The 19,408-nt window shown below is 38.0% G+C and carries 18 protein-coding genes, 2 tRNA genes and 1 pseudogene; 8 read left to right on the top strand and 13 right to left on the bottom strand.

What is annotated here, in order from left to right; all coding sequences use genetic code 11:
- The first annotated feature begins 36 nt into the window (after positions 1 to 36).
- On the top strand, positions 37 to 198 hold the full coding sequence (locus CDG56_RS17095; RefSeq protein ID WP_087536989.1) for a hypothetical protein: 162 nt from the start codon (positions 37 to 39) through the stop codon (positions 196 to 198).
- Positions 199 to 398: 200 nt separating this feature from the next.
- Positions 399 to 1,526, top strand: coding sequence for a helix-turn-helix transcriptional regulator (locus CDG56_RS12945; protein ID WP_087548103.1), 1,128 nt, complete (start codon positions 399 to 401; stop codon positions 1,524 to 1,526).
- Between the two features lie 20 nt (positions 1,527 to 1,546).
- Here CDG56_RS12945 and epmA read toward each other — a convergent pair whose 3' ends face one another.
- The gene (gene epmA, locus CDG56_RS12940) at positions 1,547 to 2,530 is read right to left on the bottom strand and encodes an EF-P lysine aminoacylase EpmA (protein ID WP_087548102.1); all 984 of its coding nucleotides are present in this window, start codon (positions 2,528 to 2,530) and stop codon (positions 1,547 to 1,549) included.
- Positions 2,527 to 3,594, bottom strand: a complete 1,068-nt coding sequence (locus CDG56_RS12935; protein WP_087548101.1) for a 4-phosphoerythronate dehydrogenase — start codon at positions 3,592 to 3,594, stop codon at positions 2,527 to 2,529. The genes epmA and CDG56_RS12935 overlap by 4 nt, the downstream gene beginning before the upstream one ends.
- 191 nt (positions 3,595 to 3,785) lie before the next feature.
- Between CDG56_RS12935 and CDG56_RS12930 the strand changes: the two genes are divergently transcribed.
- Complete coding sequence (locus tag CDG56_RS12930; RefSeq protein WP_087545482.1) at positions 3,786 to 4,160, top strand: diacylglycerol kinase; 375 nt, start codon at positions 3,786 to 3,788, stop codon at positions 4,158 to 4,160.
- A 73-nt stretch (positions 4,161 to 4,233) separates the two neighbouring features.
- On the opposite strand, the gene groL is transcribed toward CDG56_RS12930, so the two are convergent.
- From groL to CDG56_RS12910, 4 genes are all read right to left on the bottom strand, one after another.
- Positions 4,234 to 5,859 carry a chaperonin GroEL gene (gene groL, locus CDG56_RS12925; protein WP_087548100.1) on the bottom strand — a complete coding sequence of 542 codons (1,626 nt, stop codon included), beginning with the start codon at positions 5,857 to 5,859 and terminating at the stop codon, positions 4,234 to 4,236.
- 60 nt (positions 5,860 to 5,919) lie between these two features.
- Entirely contained in the window at positions 5,920 to 6,210 is a 291-nt protein-coding gene (groES, locus tag CDG56_RS12920) for a co-chaperone GroES (protein ID WP_005144860.1), read from the bottom strand.
- A 188-nt stretch (positions 6,211 to 6,398) separates the two neighbouring features.
- The gene (locus tag CDG56_RS12915; protein ID WP_005158107.1) at positions 6,399 to 7,154 is read right to left on the bottom strand and encodes a metallophosphoesterase family protein; all 756 of its coding nucleotides are present in this window, start codon (positions 7,152 to 7,154) and stop codon (positions 6,399 to 6,401) included.
- Positions 7,135 to 8,073: a diacylglycerol/lipid kinase family protein gene (locus CDG56_RS12910; protein ID WP_087548099.1), complete on the bottom strand. Its 939-nt coding sequence runs from the start codon at positions 8,071 to 8,073 to the stop codon at positions 7,135 to 7,137. Before CDG56_RS12910 ends, CDG56_RS12915 begins: the two co-directional genes overlap by 20 nt.
- Positions 8,074 to 8,469: 396 nt before the next feature.
- On the opposite strand from CDG56_RS12910, the gene CDG56_RS12905 reads away from it, so the two are divergent.
- Positions 8,470 to 10,299, top strand: coding sequence for a phosphoenolpyruvate carboxykinase (GTP) (locus CDG56_RS12905; protein ID WP_005158109.1), 1,830 nt, complete (start codon positions 8,470 to 8,472; stop codon positions 10,297 to 10,299).
- Between the two features lie 678 nt (positions 10,300 to 10,977).
- Here CDG56_RS12905 and glpD read toward each other — a convergent pair.
- The 3 genes from glpD to glpK all read right to left on the bottom strand — a co-directional run bounded on the left by glpD (position 10,978) and on the right by glpK (position 15,078).
- On the bottom strand, positions 10,978 to 12,498 hold the full coding sequence (gene glpD / locus CDG56_RS12895; RefSeq protein WP_087548098.1) for a glycerol-3-phosphate dehydrogenase: 1,521 nt from the start codon (positions 12,496 to 12,498) through the stop codon (positions 10,978 to 10,980).
- Positions 12,499 to 12,754: 256 nt separating this feature from the next.
- Positions 12,755 to 13,513, bottom strand: a complete 759-nt coding sequence (locus CDG56_RS12890; RefSeq protein ID WP_005158113.1) for a DeoR/GlpR family DNA-binding transcription regulator — start codon at positions 13,511 to 13,513, stop codon at positions 12,755 to 12,757.
- Between the two features lie 50 nt (positions 13,514 to 13,563).
- A complete protein-coding gene (gene glpK / locus CDG56_RS12885; protein WP_087536979.1) occupies positions 13,564 to 15,078 on the bottom strand; it encodes a glycerol kinase GlpK in 1,515 nt (504 codons plus the stop codon).
- Positions 15,079 to 15,336: 258 nt separating this feature from the next.
- Between glpK and CDG56_RS12880 the strand changes: the two genes are divergently transcribed.
- Entirely contained in the window at positions 15,337 to 15,762 is a 426-nt protein-coding gene (locus CDG56_RS12880; protein ID WP_087548097.1) for a hypothetical protein, read from the top strand.
- Between the two features lie 53 nt (positions 15,763 to 15,815).
- Here CDG56_RS12880 and CDG56_RS12875 read toward each other — a convergent pair.
- The 3 genes and pseudogenes from CDG56_RS12875 to folD all read right to left on the bottom strand — a co-directional run bounded on the left by CDG56_RS12875 (position 15,816) and on the right by folD (position 17,779).
- Positions 15,816 to 16,098 (bottom strand): annotated as a pseudogene (locus CDG56_RS12875) (GNAT family N-acetyltransferase).
- Positions 16,099 to 16,214: 116 nt separating this feature from the next.
- Positions 16,215 to 16,883 carry a class I SAM-dependent methyltransferase gene (locus tag CDG56_RS12870; RefSeq protein WP_087548096.1) on the bottom strand — a complete coding sequence of 223 codons (669 nt, stop codon included), beginning with the start codon at positions 16,881 to 16,883 and terminating at the stop codon, positions 16,215 to 16,217.
- A 47-nt stretch (positions 16,884 to 16,930) separates the two neighbouring features.
- Positions 16,931 to 17,779, bottom strand: a complete 849-nt coding sequence (folD, locus tag CDG56_RS12865; RefSeq protein WP_087536976.1) for a bifunctional methylenetetrahydrofolate dehydrogenase/methenyltetrahydrofolate cyclohydrolase FolD — start codon at positions 17,777 to 17,779, stop codon at positions 16,931 to 16,933.
- Positions 17,780 to 17,931: 152 nt separating this feature from the next.
- Between folD and CDG56_RS12860 the strand changes: the two genes are divergently transcribed.
- From CDG56_RS12860 to CDG56_RS12850, 3 genes are all read left to right on the top strand, one after another.
- A tRNA-Cys gene (locus tag CDG56_RS12860) sits at positions 17,932 to 18,005 on the top strand.
- A gap of 14 nt (positions 18,006 to 18,019) precedes the next feature.
- Positions 18,020 to 18,105 (top strand) — tRNA-Leu (locus tag CDG56_RS12855).
- Positions 18,106 to 18,275: 170 nt separating this feature from the next.
- The gene (locus CDG56_RS12850) at positions 18,276 to 18,470 is read left to right on the top strand and encodes a hypothetical protein (protein ID WP_227519067.1); all 195 of its coding nucleotides are present in this window, start codon (positions 18,276 to 18,278) and stop codon (positions 18,468 to 18,470) included.
- A gap of 134 nt (positions 18,471 to 18,604) precedes the next feature.
- On the opposite strand, the gene CDG56_RS12845 is transcribed toward CDG56_RS12850, so the two are convergent.
- Positions 18,605 to 19,144, bottom strand: a complete 540-nt coding sequence (locus tag CDG56_RS12845) for a DUF1566 domain-containing protein (RefSeq protein ID WP_087548095.1) — start codon at positions 19,142 to 19,144, stop codon at positions 18,605 to 18,607.
- Between the last annotated feature and the right edge of the window lie 264 nt (positions 19,145 to 19,408).

Raw genomic sequence — 19,408 nt, 5'->3', positions numbered from 1 at the left:
AAGTAAATGAGAAAGCAATAAAAAGAGGATGCAATGATGAAAATAATACTGCTTTGCTTCAGTACTTTAATCACATTTAGCTTATCGGCCTGTGCCGTGCATACCCCTCATGGCAGTGTGATTGTTGATCCAGACAACCACCATGATGGTCATAGTGATTTTTGTCCTCCAGGACAGGCTAAAAAAGGACGTTGTTAAATTCAATCTCGCCTAGGCTTTGATAGGGCTTAGGCATTTTCATCAAATGATAAAGTTTATTCAATTTTTTCTTTCAAATAATTCATCTCATCAAATTGTATAAATAAAACTAGAATATATTTCAGTTACTGATTTCATTTCATCAAAACCCATATAAACTACATGGAAATGTATTCTATTTATTTTAATGGGATTTTTGAATGGATCTAAGCCAACAAAGCACTGTCATGGAAATCTTGAATAAGGTGCAGCATGCTGATGATTGGATTATTTTATTAGAACAACTGAATCAACATTTTAATCTACAAGCCTCTCAACTACTCGCCGTTGATCTTGAAGTACAAGCGCTATCTTTTAGTGTTCATCATGGCGTTGATTTTGATGAACATCAACTTGAGCAAGCCGCACTAAAACAAATTCGTTTAGATATAGATGATGATCCTCGCTTAAACAAAATGTTAGTGGCTCCAATGCAAGGTTGGATGCATTGTTTTCAACATTTCACAGAAGATGAAATTCTTCAAACTCAAGTCTATCAACAAGTATTAAAACCTCTAAATTTACGTTTTTGTTCAGCAATACAAATTCTTTATGATCATAAAGTTTGTATCATACTTTCATTTTTGACTAGCCCCGAACGAGGTGCTTTGAGTTGTTCTGAATTACAACCGATTTATGAATTATTACCGATACTACAGCAAAAAATTCAACAATATCGACATCATTTTGAATACTCGACAATGACCTTACTCGGGTCCCAATTAATTCAAAAAATGAAGCAGCCCATTGCGATTATTAATTTGAATGGCGATATTCTTGAATTGAATATAGAAGCAAAACAGCTATTGGAAAATAGTAAACTGATCCAAATCAAACAACGTCGTTTTGCATTCAATGAAAGTAGCCAACAACAATTTGAGTTAAACCTGATTGAGCTAGAACGCCTACATAAACGCCATCATGACTTAAGCTACGCTGAACGCAGTAAAATTATGATGATTGATGATCATTTATTCTTAACACTAGATTTATTAAGTCCAGAAAAAACACACAAGATTTTTGGTCTACGTCCAGTTTTACTCGCCACATTTTCTGGTTTAAAACATAAACCTAAATATCAACGAGAAATATGTACTCAGCTTTTTATGTTCACACCTGTAGAACACAAAATATGTGAGCAATTACTTGAGGGTAAAACCACTAAAGAAATTGCTCTCTCACACGATATTCAGGCTGATACTGTCAAAAAACATCTACAAGCGATTTTCAAGAAAACCAAAACGCATCGCCAAAGTGAGTTAATTCAATTATTGATGCAGTTTTTATAAGCATGTAAAGATGAAAGTTTCTAAGCAATCTCCGCTGGGAAAGTAATCACTTGATCAATTTTCATCTTATTCATCGCAACCATCAGTAAACGATCAATTCCAAGTGCAATCCCTGAGCATTCTGGCATGTGTGGTAAAGCTGCTAACAAGTATTGATCCGTTGGAATGACGGGTAATCCTTGTTGAGCACGTTCGATATTATCGGCGTCAAAACGTTCAGCTAAAACTTTGGCATCTAAAAGCTCATCATAGGCATTGGCAAGCTCTAAACCCTCAATATATACCTCGAAGCGTGCTGCGACTAATTCACCATCCTCATCTGTTTTTACCTTAGCCAACGATGCCATTTCAGGCGGAAAATCAGTTAAAAATACAGGTGCATCAAAGCCTAAACTTGGTTCAACGAAATGCGAAAACAATAAATCCATATAACCCAAGCGATCATTTCCTAAATCAAGATTGAGTCCTACACGATTCGCAGTTTCTTTAAGTTGCTTTAAACTCGCTTGTAAAGGATTAATATCTAAACGATCTTGAAAAGCATGCTTATAACTCAAAATATACGGACGGACTTCACCAAAACGATGTGCCAAACACACTTCTAGTAAATCTGCTGTTTCATGCATTAAACCTTTTAAATCTAAACCAGGTCGATACCATTCCAGCATGGTAAATTCACTATTATGCTTACGCCCATGCTCATCATCACGGAATACTTTACAGATTTGATAAATTGCTCCACTACCACTGGCCAATAAACGTTTCATTGGAAATTCAGGTGAAGTCTGTAAGTATTGAGTATTTAATTTGCCATGAATATGACGTTGTACTTGTACAGATGCCAAATGAACATCGGTTACAGCAGCTTGAGACAAAACAGGCGTTTCAACCTCTAATACCTTACGCTCCGCAAAAAACTGACGAATCTTTTGATACATCTCTGCACGTGCTTTTAATGCCTCAATAGAACAAGTCGGTTGATAGGATTTCATATCTTGGCTCATGCTTTTGGTCCACCGTGTGCCGCCCATTCACGACGTAAAGGATAATTTTTACGAAGTAAATCAAATGCTTTTTGTTCAACTTTAGCATTTTGAACACAAGCTCTTAATTGTTTATCATCTTCAGCAATATCGTAAATCTGAGTGAGATGTTGTTTAAGCACAGCTTTTAAATCCTGCTGCCCGAAATATTGTTCCACCTGAGGCAATTGACTCTCAAAACGCTTTGAGGCTTCATAAGAAAATTTATCGCAAAATGCCTCATAAATCATCTGTGTTCCTCTCGCTTTGCCTTCAAGGCTATACCCTGCAATATGTGGGGTGGCTAAAGCTAATAAATTCAGCAATTGCGCTGGAATCTCTGGTTCAAACTCAAAGACATCCAAGACAACTTTACGATTATTTCTTTTAATATCGTTCATCAATGCAGATTGTTGAATCACTGAACCACGCGCACTATTAATCAAAATTGCGGATGCTTTCATTGCAGCAAACGTAGCATCATTAAACAAATGTTGTGTTGGATAATCACCAGCTAAGGTTAAAGGGACATGAATTGAAATCGCATCAGCCTGTTTTAATAACTCCTGAAAGGATACATTTTCAATGCCAGCGAGTTGCACATAAGGGTCATAGCCAATCACATTCCAGCCCAACAATTGAGCCATCACTGCGAGTCGACTCCCTACATTGCCTAAGCCAACAATTGCTAATGTAAAAGCTCTCTCTTGTTCTAATAAGTCGATATTCAAATGCAATAAAGCAGTAATCACATATTCAGCAACGGCTTGCGCATTGCAGCCCGCAGCATTACTCCATGCAATATGCTGCTGTTCCAAAGCTTGAATATCAAGATGATCTGTACCAATTGTCGCACTGCCTACAAATTGAAGCTTGGTCTGATCAATTAAGGCATGATTCACTTTAGTCACCGAGCGAACCAAAAGTGCATCGGCATCTTGGACATCATTATGAGTCAAGGTGCGCCCTGCTTTATGCTGTATTTCAGCAAAATCTGCAAAAAAATAATCGGTAAATGCCAAATTTTCATCTGCGATAATTTTCATGCAATTCTTTCCATCGATTTGTATGTGCTTATTATCCTTAGCGCAAAGGAAATTGACAAATCAAATCTGAAAGTTCCAGTTAAAATGTCGAGAAACACTACATTTTTGATGCAATCATGCGACTTATTGCCAATCCTCTGTCTTACTTTTAATTTTATAATAGTAGTGTTTTCTTCATAAGCAGTTTTATTATGACGCCTTACTCTCCCTACAAAGGCAAAAGTGGTATCAAACGTATTTTTAATGCAACAGGCTATTCCCTTGCAGGGTTTAAAGCTGCATTTAGCCATGAAGCCGCTTTTAGACAAGTCCTTTTGCTTAATTTAATTTTGATCCCAATCAGTTTTTCTGTTGATGTCTCAGCCCTAGAACAAGCACTCATGGTGGCTGTTTGTTTGCTTGCAATTATTGTTGAACTATTTAATTCAGCAATTGAAGCTGTAGTTGATCGTATTTCTTTAGAAAAACACCAACTTTCTAAAAATGCAAAAGACATGGGCAGTGCTGCTCAATTTGTTTCTCTTGCGATTATATTTTTTACATGGATGATTATTTTATTTCGATAAGTCATTATAAATTCTAAATAAAAAAAATCCCTGCATTAGCAGGGATTTTTTTTAATCTAGGAAGAAGATTTAATTACATCATTCCACCCATACCGCCCATATCTGGAACAGTTGGTTTGTCTTCTGGAATGTCAGTAATCATGCATTCAGTTGTCAACATTAAACCAGCAACAGAAGCAGCATGTTCTAATGCAGAACGAGTTACTTTAGCTGGGTCAAGAATACCCATTTCCAACATATCGCCATATTCACCAGTTGCAGCGTTATAGCCAAAGTTACCTTCACCCGCTTTAACTGCATTGATGACAACTGATGGCTCATCACCAGCATTCGAAACGATTTGACGAAGTGGCGCTTCAATCGCACGGCGTAAAATGTTGATACCCGCAGTTTGATCTTCGTTTGCACCTTTTAAGCCATCCAATACTTTTACAGCACGTACCAGTGCAACACCACCACCTGCTACAACACCTTCTTCAACTGCTGCACGAGTTGCATGAAGTGCATCGTCAACACGATCTTTCTTCTCTTTCATTTCAACTTCAGTTGCTGCACCAATTTTGATAACTGCAACACCGCCAGCTAATTTAGCAACGCGTTCTTGAAGTTTTTCTTTGTCATATTCAGACGTAGATTCTTCGATCTGTGCACGGATTTGTTGAACACGTTCCACGATTTGTGCAGCATTACCCGCACCATCAACAATCACTGTATTTTCTTTAGATACAGTAATTTTGTGTGCAGTACCCAAATCTTGAAGAGAAGCTTGCTCTAAAGACATGCCGACTTCTTCAGAAATAACAGTCGCGCCAGTCAAGATCGCGATGTCTTGAAGCATTGCTTTACGACGGTCACCAAAACCAGGTGCTTTAACCGCACATACTTTGATAATACCGCGCATGTTGTTCACAACAAGTGTAGCAAGCGCTTCGCCTTCAACATCTTCAGCGATGATAAGAAGTGGTTTACCTGTTTTAGCAACAGCTTCTAATACAGTAATCAATTCACGAATGTTGCTGATTTTTTTATCAACAAGAAGAATGAACGGATTTTCAAGTTCAGCAGTTAAAGTATCTTGCTTGTTCGCGAAGTATGGAGAGATATAACCACGGTCGAACTGCATACCTTCTACAACGTCTAATGCGTCTTCGAAGCCAGAACCTTCTTCTACAGTGATAACACCTTCTTTACCTACTTTTTCCATTGCTTGCGCAATCAATTTACCAACAGTTGTGTCAGAGTTTGCAGAGATTGAACCCACTTGTTCAATTGCTTTGAAATCATCAGCAGGTTTTGCGTTAGTACGGATATTTTCAACAACCGTTTTTACTGCGATGTCGATACCACGTTTTAAATCCATTGGGTTCATACCTGCAGTTACAGATTTGATCCCTTCATTTAAAATTGCTTGAGCAAGTACAGTTGCCGTTGTTGTACCGTCACCCGCGATGTCGTTGGTTTTAGAAGAAACTTCACGAACAAGTTGAGCACCCATGTTTTCAAACTTGTCTTTTAAAGAAATTTCTTTCGCAACTGTTACACCATCTTTAGTGATGTGTGGTGCACCGAAAGAACGGTCGATGACAACATTACGGCCTTTAGGACCTAAAGTTACTTTTACTGCATCTGCAAGCACGTTAACGCCTGCGATCATTTTTGAGCGAGCTGAATCACCAAATTTTACGTCTTTAGCTGACATGTTAAACTCCGAATCTTTTTAAATACTGAATCTGAAAATAAATTTGAGTTATGTGTCGTGTTAGCCTTCAAGTACAGCTAAGATATCTGACTCTTTCATAATTAAGAGTTCTTCACCACTTACTTTTACTGTTGTACCTGCATAAGTACCGAACAATACTTTGTCACCAACTTTAACGTCTAAAGCACGAACACCATTGTCAGTGATCTGACCATTACCCACTGCAATGATTTCACCTTGAGAAGGTTTCTCAGCAGCAGAACCTGGAAGTAAAATACCACCAGCCGTTTTAGTTTCTTCTTCTACGCGACGAATCACAACACGATCATGTAATGGACGAATGTTGCTCATATTTAACTCCATCAGACTTAGTCTTTTTTGATAAATTGTTATGACAAGACAAAAGCGCCATAACAAAATTTGATATGTCACTTTTGTGGGGTTAAAAAAAATGGCTTCAAGGGGGAAATTAAAAAAAAATCTATTTAAAGATGTTTTTTTCAACACAATCACATGATCTTGCCGAATTAAGCAGCATTTCATGATCGAAGAAAGATTTTCTGTTTTTCATCAAACCAATAATGCTCAATTGTTCCGTCATCTAAAATCACGTTAAAACTATTTGAAAACCCAAAACGCAAACGATTTGAAGTTGCTGTTCCAGCATGAATATCTAAAATAGGATGGTTGAATCCCAATTGAAAAATTTGATTTAAATCATGAACAGCAACTTTGTGTAGATGCCCATGTAATAAACCAAACAACCCTGTCTCACCCCAACGTTCTAATGCAATTTTAGCAAGCACAGGACAATCCTTATCTCCATGCTCATTTGGGAAGGTATAAAAAGGCTGATGGAAAGTGACCAATTTTATTTTATTTGTGGGTGCATTTTTCAGCTTGGTATCCGTTTCATGAATTTGCTCAAGAGAAATATGCCCTCGGGTATGGTATCTCCGACGAATACTATTCATGCCAACAATATAAAAATGCTCCGTTTCTAAAGTAGACTCTAAACGGCCAAAAAACGCTTGGTAACGTACAAATGGAGAGAAGAAGCGTTTCCAGACATGATAAAGCGGAATATCATGATTACCCGGCACAACAAGATATGGGATATGTAAAGAATCTAAAAACTGACGGCAATCATAAAATTGCTTGAAACGCGCACGCTGGGTTAAATCACCACTGATTACAATTGCCTCTGGGCGTTTTTGTTGGCAAAACAGTCGTATCGCTTGAATACATTCTTCACGTTCAGTACCAAAATGTAGATCAGATAGGTGTAACAACATTTGGAGCCATCACTTTCAAGGCTGATTTTTTTACTGAGAATTTTAAAGGTGGTTGCATATCCACTAATTCCCCATCGACTGCAACAGTAAGTTTGGCCTTTTTACAGTCAACCTGTATTTGTTCGGCACAAAAAGAATAGACGTCCGATGCTTGATCAATTTCACCTTGAACAAGTTTCCATAGCATTTTTAATAAACTGATTCGGTCACTTTTAGCAACAACAACTCCAGCTAACTTGCCTTTTGCAGCACATTCAGCCACTCTTAATTTCATATCCTCTAATTGCAACTGATTATTACCAAAGAATATTAACGGAGTAACTACAGGATATTTTTTCCCATCCACAGTGAGTGCGAGTTTTAATGATTTATGTTCGCGCAGTAGCACATCTAACGCCGAAGTATAAGCATGTAATGGAAAGCGCCCTAAATACTGGTTATAAAGTTCACGCTTCTTAATGAATAAAGGATACAAACCTAAACTGGCATTGTTCAAATAAATTTGATCATTAATCGTTGCAACATGAACTTCGCGCGGTTGACCCACTGCGATTACTTCTGCTGCTAGAGCCACATCAATCGGAATATCTAAAGCACGTGCAACATAATTAAACGTACCTAAGGGCATTATTCCCATTGGAATATTGGTATGCATTAACTTTTTTGCTACGGCATTTAATGTACCATCACCACCCGCAGCAACAACTACCCCACGCGCATGTTCCTGTTGATGTCGAGATAAAACATTATTCATCATTTCATCAAAATTCATGTGCGAATTTAATTCAAATACCTGAATTTCAAATCCTTTCTGACTCCAAAAAGCCATAAGAGCTTCATACTGGTCTTCTTGCTGTGCTGCATGAAAGCCAGATTTTTGATTGTAAATTATGGACAAGGGCCGTAAATTCTGAATCATACCTAACAGCCTTAAAGATAAATCACCAGTATTTTTGTTTATAAAATCAACAATTAAAAGTTTGTTTATGTAAATTTTGGATGAGCATTATTCAATTTATCAATAATAATTCTCAAAAAAAATAAACAAATCTATCTAATTGTTTTTAATAATAATTTAAAATAAAAATAATACACATAAAAAAATTACATATAGAACTAAAAAATACTCAATTTACGCAAAAACAATATGTTACCCATAAATACACACTCTTAGATTAAGACTCTATCAAGCACGGTAGTCTTATTTTTTTTACGATTTTATGCTTTAATACAGCCACTTTTTTTACTTCATCTATTTTCATTGTCATCCAATGAATAGAATTGTACGTCGTACACACTTTAAAAAGGCATCACCATGACCCAAGTGAACGCACCAGAATTCGTTCGTCACCCTAAGCTTATTGCATGGGTGGAAGAAATTGCAAAATTAACCAAACCAGCAAAAATCGAATGGTGTGACGGAAGCGCGGAAGAATATCAACGTCTGATCGACTTGATGATCGCTAACGGCACCATGCAACAACTTAACCAAGAAAAACATCCTGGTTCTTATCTTGCAAATTCTGACCCTTCTGATGTTGCTCGTGTTGAAGATCGCACATATATCTGCTCTGAAAATCAAGAAGATGCTGGTGCAACAAACAATTGGGTTGCGCCTGCTGAAATGCGTGCGAAATTAAACGGCTTATTTGATGGCGCAATGGAAGGTCGTACCATGTACGTCGTTCCTTTCTCTATGGGTCCTTTAGGAAGCCATATTGCACACATCGGTATCGAATTAACAGATTCACCTTACGTTGCTGTCAGCATGACAAAAATGGCGCGTATGGGTAAAGCAGTTTATGACGTATTAGGTACAGATGGTGAGTTCATCCCATGTGTTCATACGGTTGCTGCTCCATTGAAAGATGGTCAAAAAGATGTCGCTTGGCCATGTAACAATGAAAAATACATTGTTCATTACCCAGAAACTCGTGAAATCTGGTCTTACGGTTCTGGTTATGGTGGTAATGCTTTACTTGGTAAAAAATGCCTAGCTTTACGTATTGCTTCTGCAATGGGTCGTGAGCAAGGTTGGTTAGCTGAGCACATGCTTATTTTAGGCGTAACCAATCCACAAGGTGAGAAACACTACATCGCTGCGGCATTCCCTTCTGCGTGTGGTAAAACGAACTTTGCTATGTTGATTCCACCAGCAGGTTATGAAGGTTGGAAGATTGAAACTGTAGGTGACGATATTGCTTGGATCAAACCAGGTGAAGATGGTCGTTTATATGCAATCAATCCAGAAGCAGGTTTCTTCGGTGTTGCACCTGGTACAAATACCAAAACCAACCCGAACTGTATGGCGACATTAACTAAAGATGTTATCTATACGAACGTTGCTGTAACAGATAACGGTGAAATTTGGTGGGAAGGTCTTTCTAAAGAAGTTCCAGCAAACTTAACCAACTGGAAAGGTCAGCCTCACGTTGAAGGTGAAAAAGCGGCTCATCCAAATGCTCGCTTTACAGTTTCAGCTGGTCAATGCCCTTCTATTGATGCTGACTGGGAAAATCCAGCAGGTGTACCAATCTCTGCATTCATCTTCGGTGGTCGTCGTGCAGATACAGTACCTTTAGTAACTGAAGCTTTTGACTGGGTTGATGGCGTTTATAAAGCTGCAACAATGGGTTCAGAAACAACTGCTGCTGCTGTTGGTCAACAAGGTATTGTTCGCCGTGACCCATTTGCAATGCTTCCTTTCGCTGGTTATAACATGGCTGATTACTTCGGTCACTGGTTACAACTTGGTCAAGAAGTTGGCGCTAAAGCAGAAGCTGCTGGTAACAAATTACCAAAAATCTTCAATGTAAACTGGTTCCGTCGTGATGCTGAAGGCAACTTCGTATGGCCTGGTTTCGGTCAAAACATGCGTGTTCTTGAGTGGATTATTGATCGTTGTGAAGGTCGTGCTGAAGCGACTGAAACACCAATCGGTTATGTTCCAACTTATGAACAGTTGAACTGGACAGGTATCGACTTCTCTAAAGAACAATTCGAAACTGTTACAGCACAAGACAAAGACCAATGGATCAAAGAGCTTGAAAGCCACACTGAGTTATTTACTAAACTCGGTGATCGTTTACCACAAGCACTTAAAGATCGTCAAAATGAATTATTAGCAGCTGTTAAATCTGCTTAATCGCTCTAGTTTCTCTCTTGATTAAAGAGGAAGATTAAGGGAAATTTGAAAAGGTCGCTTCGGCGGCCTTTTTATTTGGCTGATCCAATTTAGCATCTTATGTGTCACTTCTGTCGCATAAGAGTAGTTAGGTTCTCATGGAAAATAAAAAGAAATTAACAAAAAAAGAGTTTACCCAAATGATTAAACTCTTGCATAGGTATGCCAATACGGAAATGGATTAATGGGAGTTGTGGTTTTTTGATACAGATTTCTCTAGGATTTATATAGATATATCAATGAAAACAACATGTTCAGAAGAAGCTTATACAAATATGAATAATATTGTTATTAAGACTGATGAATAGCCTGAAATGAAAATAGTTAATTTTTAAATTTTTTATAAGTTAAAAGCATCTTAATTAGACGTTAGAAAAGATTGTGAAGGCCTCACGTAGAGTTTTTGTTATGTATCAATACATCTATAAATGAAATCTACCAAGTCTCACAAGACTATTCCGTTCGTTATGAATGGATCCTTGGTCAAATCGCTGTTTGCTCTATCAAATAAATAACAATATTCGCATCCCCCAAAGCCCCCTGCACATCTATCAGTAAATAACCTGAGTTCGCCGAACTCAGGTTATTTAGATAAAGGGCTTTTTTAAAGACAGCGCTTAGATACTGCTATAGCGCTTTTTAAGCCGCTTCGTTGCTATGAGTTTTTGCAATCAGATAAGCATCCAAAGCTTCCGATTCTTTTTGCGTGAAGCTAAGTCCTAGTTTAGAACGTCTCCATAATACATCCTGACTCGTAGTTACCCATTCAGCAGTACATAAATAATCCACTTCACGTGCATACAAACCTTGTCCAAAGTTCTGTCCAAGTTGCTCAACTGAACTTTTCTCGCCTAGAATATTCCAAATACGTGAACCATAAGCTGATGCCCAACGCTTAACTAAATCTTCTGATGCATCAGTGACTTGTGCACGAATTTCTCGCATCAACTGTTCAACAGACTCCATATTTTCGCCACCAGGTAAAGCTTCTGTTGCAGTCCAACTCCCCTTCATTTCAGGGAAGAATGCTTTTAACTGCTGCATAGCTGACTCAGCTAATTTTCGATAAGTTGTTAACTTTCCACCGAATACGGAAAGTAATGGGGCCTGCCCCACCTCACCTTTAGACAAAGCCAAAGTATAGTCACGCGTAATTGCAGAAGGATTATCTGATTCATCATCACAGAGTGGACGTACCCCAGCAAAAGTCCAAATAACATCCGCTTGAGTAAGCTGTTTTTTGAAATGTGCATTGCTCACTTCAAGCAAATAGTCTGTTTCTGCTTGAGTAATTTGTACTTGCGCAGGATCACCTTGGTATTCACGATCTGTAGTTCCAATCATGGTGTATTGATCTAAATACGGAATTGCGAACACAATACGGCGGTCATCATTTTGCATAATAAAGGCTTTATCACCTTCATATAATTTCGGCACAATGATATGACTACCTTGAATCAAGCGAATACCGTAAGGTGATTTGAGCTCTAAATCTTGTTTGATGAATTTTGCGACCCAAGGGCCAGCAGCATTGACCAGTGCCTTTGCTTTAATTTGGAATTGACAATTTTCATTTTCTAAATCAACAATCCAATACTGCCCATCTCTTCGTGCAGACAAACAACGAGTACGCGTTACGATATCAGCACCCTTTTCACGGGCATGCATCGCATTGAGTACAACCAAACGAGCATCATCAACAGCACAGTCAGAATATTCAAAACCACGTGTTATCGCAGAATTTAAAGGGCTATCTTCTTTAAAATAGACATTATTTGAACCCAATAATTTCTCACGCTTACCTAAATGGTCATAGAAGAACAAACCCGTGCGAATCAACCATGCAGGGCGAAGATGTGGGCGATGCGGCATAATAAAACGCATTGGGCGAATAATATGTGGAGCTTTAGCCAATAGCACTTCACGCTCAGCTAACGCTTCACGTACTAAACGAAATTCTTTGTGTTCTAAATAACGTAAACCACCATGAATGAGCTTACTGCTTGCTGAAGAAGTATGACTGGCTAAATCATCTTTTTCACACAAGAATACCGATAAACCGCGTCCTGAAGCATCAGCCGCAATACCAACACCATTGATACCACCACCAATGACCGCAAGGTCATAGATTTTTTCATTTGTCTGAGGAGAAGTTTGCATAGATCACCACAAATTTTTCATTATTTTTCGATAATGAAAATTTAAACATATAAATCGAAAATAAACAATAAAAAATAGATCAAAAAATGCCAATCCATCGACACTTTTAGATAAATGGTAAAATTCGATGGAGAGACTAACAGTTCAGAAACACGGTAACAGCATTTATTTATAAGAAAAATATAATTTTTATTGAATATATCTTGAGTTAAATTGATTAACTCAAGAAAAGTAACAATTTTTCGAAAATGAATATTTATTTTGCAACAATCAAACCAACATCTAACTCTCGGATGGTTTTTATAAATTGCTCATTTGGCTGTTGATCAGTAAAAATACAATCCACTTGCTTAAGTGAACCTAATCGAATCATCGCATTACGCCCAAATTTACTGCTATCCGCGGCTAAAAAAACTTGGCGTGCACTTGAAAGAATTTCTTGAGAGACACACACTTCCTGAAAATCAAAATCAAGCAATGTGCCATCTTCTTCAATTCCACTAATCCCGATAAGCGCATAATCTGCTTTAAACTGTTTGAAAAAATCAGCGGTTGCTTGACCAATGACACCACCATCTGGACGAACACGACCACTGGCAATCAGAACTTCAAAATCCTCTTTTGTGCTCAGGGTCTTTGCAACATTCAGGTTATTAGTAATGACTTTTAAGCCCGTGTGATTCAGTAGTGCATGAGCAATTGCTTCGGTTGTAGTACCAATATTAATAAATAAAGAAGCGTGATTTGGAACGGCAGCAGCAACAGCTTCAGCAATTGTTCTTTTTTGCTCAAGCATATGCCCGACACGCATCGTATATTCTGTATTTTCAACACTTGAATCATGCGCAGCGCCGCCATGATAACGGCGCAAAAGGCCTTCATCCGCTAATTGATTAATATCACGACGAATCGTTTGTGGTGTAACATCGAAATGTTGAGCAAGTTCTTCAATACTAATATAACCACGCTCTCGTACTAATTCGAGGGTTTTTTGTTGGCGTAGTATCAAGCTCATGCTCATCAATCCTGTGTTATTTACGGCATATTAAATCCGGCTATTTTAGCTTAATCTTCTGCCCAATCTCGAGTACGTCCGACAGCTTTTAACCAACCTTTATACAATTTTTCAGTTTGATCCTGACTGCATTCAGGTATAAAGGTTCGTTCGATCGACATTCTACTCTTCAATTCATTTAAATCCGACCAGAAACCGACAGCTAAACCAGCCAAAAATGCAGCTCCCATCCCTGTCGTTTCTTTCATTGCTGGACGTTCAACTGAAGTCGAAAGAATATCCGCTTGGAATTGCATCAAAAAGTTATTCGCTGTTACACCACCATCTACGCGGAGTGTCCGCAACTTTTCGCCAGAGTCTTGTTGCATTGCATCTAATACATCGCGTGTTTGATAAGCAATTGACTCTAAGGTCGCACGAATAATATGCTCAATACTCACACCACGTGTAATACCCAAGATCGCACCACGTGCGGTTGGGTCCCAATACGGCGCGCCTAAACCTGTAAATGCAGGAACAACATACACGCCATTACTATCTTTCACTTTGGTGGCGTAATATTCAGAATCATACGAATCATTAATCGCTTTGAGTTCGTCACGCAACCATTGCACACATGATCCACCATTAAACACAGCACCTTCTAGAGCGTAATTCACTTCACCTTTTGCTCCACATGCAATGGTAGTCAACAAACCATGTTCAGATTGAACTATACGCTTCCCTGTGTTCATCAATAAGAAACAACCCGTCCCATAGGTATTCTTGGCCTGCCCGACTTCTACACACATTTGTCCAAATAATGCAGCTTGTTGATCCCCCGCAATACCTGCAATTGGAATTCCAACTTCCTGACCGCTAATGGTATGTGTGTATCCATAGACCTCAGATGAGCTACGCACAGTTGGTAACATTACTTTTGGAATGTTTAAAGCTTGAAGTAACTTATCATCCCATTCTAAGGTTTCTATATTAAACAGCATGGTACGTGAAGCATTGGTATAATCTGTCACGTGAACTTGACCATTGGTTAATTTCCAAATCAACCACGTATCAACTGTACCAAACAAAAGCTCACCACGCTCTGCACGCTCACGGCTGCCCTCAACACGATCCAAAATCCATTTTATTTTTGTTGCTGAAAAATAAGGATCGATGACTAGGCCCGTTACTTTTCGAACATAATCATCCCAACCATCTTGATGTAATTGATTACAAATTTCATTGCTTTGACGGCTTTGCCAAACAATAGCATTATAAATCGGCTTACCAGTTTTCTTGTCCCAAATGATCGTGGTTTCACGTTGGTTAGTAATCCCGATTGCAGCAATTTGGTCACTTGAAATACCCGCTTGTGCTAGCGCCTCAACCCAAACTGCACTTTGAGTTGCCCATATTTCCATAGGATCATGCTCAACCCAACCTGGTTGTGGGTAGATTTGCGTGAACTCGCGCTGAGCAATACTAATAACATTTGCATCATGATCCAACACGATTGCTCGTGAACTTGTTGTACCTTGGTCAAACGCAACCACATATTTTTTTTGACTATCTGTAGAGATCATGACACACCTATCCAGACTTGCCTTATAGCAGACCAATAAACTAAATGCCCGTTAAAACGGGCAAAAATACTGCAATAAAGCAACGACTTCTGTATTAAATAAAAAACTTGGCAGATTATATGCAAAATTGTTCGAAAACGAAAATTCTTTCTTTAACTTTGAACCTCAATACGATGAATAGCGCCAATTTCAAAGATTACTCACAATAACAACCTTATTTTATGCCATACTAATTATGGAAATAATAGGATCATAGATATGAAAAAAACCAATTTATTCATTATTGTTACAAGTACACTTGTGATCACTGCATGTCAAAGTACACCACACAAATTTAACGGCGTGACGGGCTATCAAATAGAAAATAAAACAACAACTTCAGCCACGATTGCTTACACCCTTGCAGCACGTACCAATCAAGATTTAGATCAAAAGAAATTACAACATGCATGCAACCAAGTTTTAGGTGTAGGAAAAACTTATAAAATTTCAATACTCAGTGTGAATGAAATTATGAATCCTACACAACAAGAACAATACGGCGTAAAACTTGGAAATAGTCGTGCAACTTTTGGACTTTCTAATTCACCTGATTTCAATAACAGTGAAGGATATGCAACACGCCAAGCACTTGAGGCACGTCCGACCACACTTAAAGTCATTCGCTATACTTGTTCTGAATAAATAATAATCATGGATGTATAAGTTTTTATTTAGGTTTATACATCCTATATATTTTACACCTTCAAGACATCATGAATCGATAGATCTTTATCGAAAACCGACTTTGCAAATGGGCATAAAGGAATGACTTTAATGTTGCGACCTCTTGCAAAAGTAACTAACTCATTTAAAAGTTTTCGACCTAATCCTTGCCCTCGAAATTGATCATTCACATCAGTGTGATCAATAATTAACAAGTATCCCAGCCCATGTGTAAGCCATTTCACCAGCTACTGTTTCACCGTTGAACAGCTTAAATATTCCATGTTTATTATCATCAACCTGTTGAATATTCATTTTCTTTCCTTTTGAAGATTATTTCTATTTCAACTGAATGTTTTAGCATGAGTAAGAAGGAAATAGTGTTGAGATTTGATAGTCTCAACACTGATTATTTTTAGATTAAACATTATTTATTTTGTGCAGTAGAAACTCACATTTCTAAACTCTTTGGATTCATCCAAATCAGGCCAAGTCGTTGCACTACGTTCATCAATTTTCATATATTGAGGGTGACTAAAGTTTTTAACTCGGCTATCGGCAACCCAAACTTCAGGTGCGAACTTAAGAAACTCATCTAAGAAGAAACGATTGCATTGGTCATACAGAACGTCCGCAGCGAGCAATACATCCACTTGCTCGGCTTTATATAAATCATCCAAATATTCAAGTTCAACATCATTCAACAATGCATTTTCACGACATGACGCAAGACTTACTGGATCAATATCACAACAGATCACACGTTTCGCACCTGCCATTTTTGCAGCAATTGCAACTACGCCCGAACCTGCACCAAAATCCAAGACCACTTTATCTTTAACATGATGTGGCTCAGCGAGTAACCACTGTGCCATCGCTAAACCAGATGCCCAACAGAAAATCCAATACGGTGTCTCATTCCAAATACGACGAATCACCTCATCATCCAAACGATCCGTTGGAAAAACTGGTGGAATCAACCATAACGATATAGGTGTTTCAGGAAGCTGCTGTGCTAGTAGATCCGTATTAGGGATGACTTCATGTAATGCTTGAAGTAAATGTTCAGGGGCTTTCGCAAATTGAAATGTACAACTCATATATCTTTAATTCTAAAAAACCCCTCTTATCGAGGGGCTATTAATCTTTAAACTAATGCTTTTTCAGCAGCTTCAACAGTTTGACGAATCAAAGTCGTAATCGTCATTGGCCCCACACCACCTGGAACTGGTGTATAAGCAGAAGCAATCTCTTCAATTCCCACTAATTGAATATCACCGACACCACCGCCATCACGCGGGTGGAAACCTGCATCTACAACAACTGCACCTTGCTTGATCCAGTCTTTTTGAATCAACTCAGCTTTACCCACCGCACCTACAATAATATCTGCTTGTTTTACCAATTCAGCTAAGTTTTGAGTACGCGAGTGGCAAATCGTCACTGTCGCATTCGCCTGTAATAACATCATTGCCATTGGTTTGCCTAAAATCGCTGAGCGACCGACCACAACTGCATGTTTACCCGCGATCTCGATCTTGTTTTCTTGCAAAATGGTCATGATGCCAGCTGGAGTTGCTGAACCATATGCAGCCTCGCCCATTGCCATACGACCAAAACCTAGACAAGTCACGCCATCCACATCTTTAGCTAATGAAATGGCATCAAAACATGCTCTTTCATCAATTTGTTCAGGCACTGGGTGCTGCAACAAAATACCGTGTACATCAGGATTCGCATTTAATTTTTGAATTTCAGCAAGCAATTGTTCTGTAGTTGTTTCTTTAGAAAGCTCAACTTTCAATGAATCCATACCGACACGGCGGCAAGCGTTGCCTTTCATACGCACATACGTTGCCGATGCACCATCATCACCAACCAAAATTGTTGCCAAAATTGGGGTACGTCCCGTTTTTGCTTTTAATGCTTCTACACGAACCAACAAATCAGCTTCGATTTGTGTTGCCAACGCACGACCGTCTAAAACCAATGCCACAGCGCATCTCCAAAGTGGGTATGAATCAATTGCGTAAATAATACATGATAATTTGACCAATATTCTTTTAGATGTTGTTTTTATGTGCATATTCACGGCAAACACTATTGTTTTTTTTCTAAAGGTTGCTAATATGTGCATCACCAAATGATGGCGGGGTGGCAGAATGGTCATGCAGCGGACTGCAACTCCGTGTACGCCGGTTCGATTCCGACCCCCGCCTCCAAATTTGGTTTTAAAGCCCGAGTGGTGAAATCGGTAGACACAGGGGATTTAAAATCCCCCGCCCACAAAGCGTGCCAGTTCGAGTCTGGCCTCGGGCACCATTTTTCAGCAAATGAAATTTGGTGCTAAAAATTCCAGCTTAATGCTGGTTTTTTTATGTCTGAAATTTAAGAATAAAAAACTTTCTTTTACTTTTTTCAAAATGACACAACCTGTCACATCCACACCTCATAATCATTCCAATTTCATAATGATGATAAAAGGAATGATTATGCTTGGTCTTATTTTACATTATTCAACAATGACTCAAATGGGAGTTCTTATTGATGAAAATTCTAATCGTCATAAATTTTCTAATGACCAATGGCAAGCAGATATTGAAATAAAAAGAGGGTTAAAAGTGGATTTTAAACTAGATCATCAAGGTCAGATCATTTATATTCGTCAAAATTCTAAAGCAGCATAGAGAAAGGAATTTTTTCTTTCTCTTTGCCTCTATTTATAATATCACCTTTAAAAGAAGAAAATATTTTTAAAATACTTGTATTACTTTGATAATTTCCAAATAAAAACCTCGGGAAATAATTTAAATATAAAATATTATTTATTCTTTCGGACTAAACGAACATAGCGCAATATAATTTCCCAACTATTACTAGATTCTGTACTATTAAAATTCAAATACCATACAAATGTATTATCATCAAAATAACTATGGAAAGAACTCGACCAGTAATCTCCCCATGCTCGTTCTGTTGGCTTAAACAACATATTTTCTGAACAACTATAACCTGCTTTATTTTGTTGGACTAATGTTCTAAGTTCTTCAATACTTGGTAATCGCCAATCTCTAAAACCTGCTAAGTTAAAAATTTTACAGCTTTCCTGAGCTTGTTTCCAATCTAATGCGCTTGCTTCACCATAACATTCCCCATTCAGCCATTTTTGTCCAATATTAATTCTCGACCACATTAAATCAGTCTTTGGGTCGACCCACACACCATCAGAAGGCAATGTTGATGTAAGCATTTTAGGTTCTGCTAAATGTCTTGCTATCTGTGCAATATTCAATAAATAATGGTCTACAGTTTCTACTTGTTCTGCACTTTTAAAAAATATAGAAAGTTCTGATGTATTCATTTAATTTATCCTAAACCAATATTACGTACTGGACGTATATAATTTTTACGATCCTTTCTATCAGAAGTTATCGTAAGATTATAAAACACAACTAAATAAAATAAATTATATTCAAAATCATGTGCGGTACTTGACCAATAATAGTGCCAAACATCGTTACCAGAAGAAATATCATATAAAATATTCTTTAGACTTCTTTCATAAGTCATTTTTTACTCAGTTCTAAATTATAGATTCCAGCAATTAAATTGAATCTTAATCCTA

Source organism: Acinetobacter sp. WCHA39 (assembly GCF_002165385.1).
Lineage (GTDB): Bacteria > Pseudomonadota > Gammaproteobacteria > Pseudomonadales > Moraxellaceae > Acinetobacter.
Note: the sequence above shows the minus strand (reverse complement) of the source record. Positions and strands in the feature narration are given on the sequence as shown.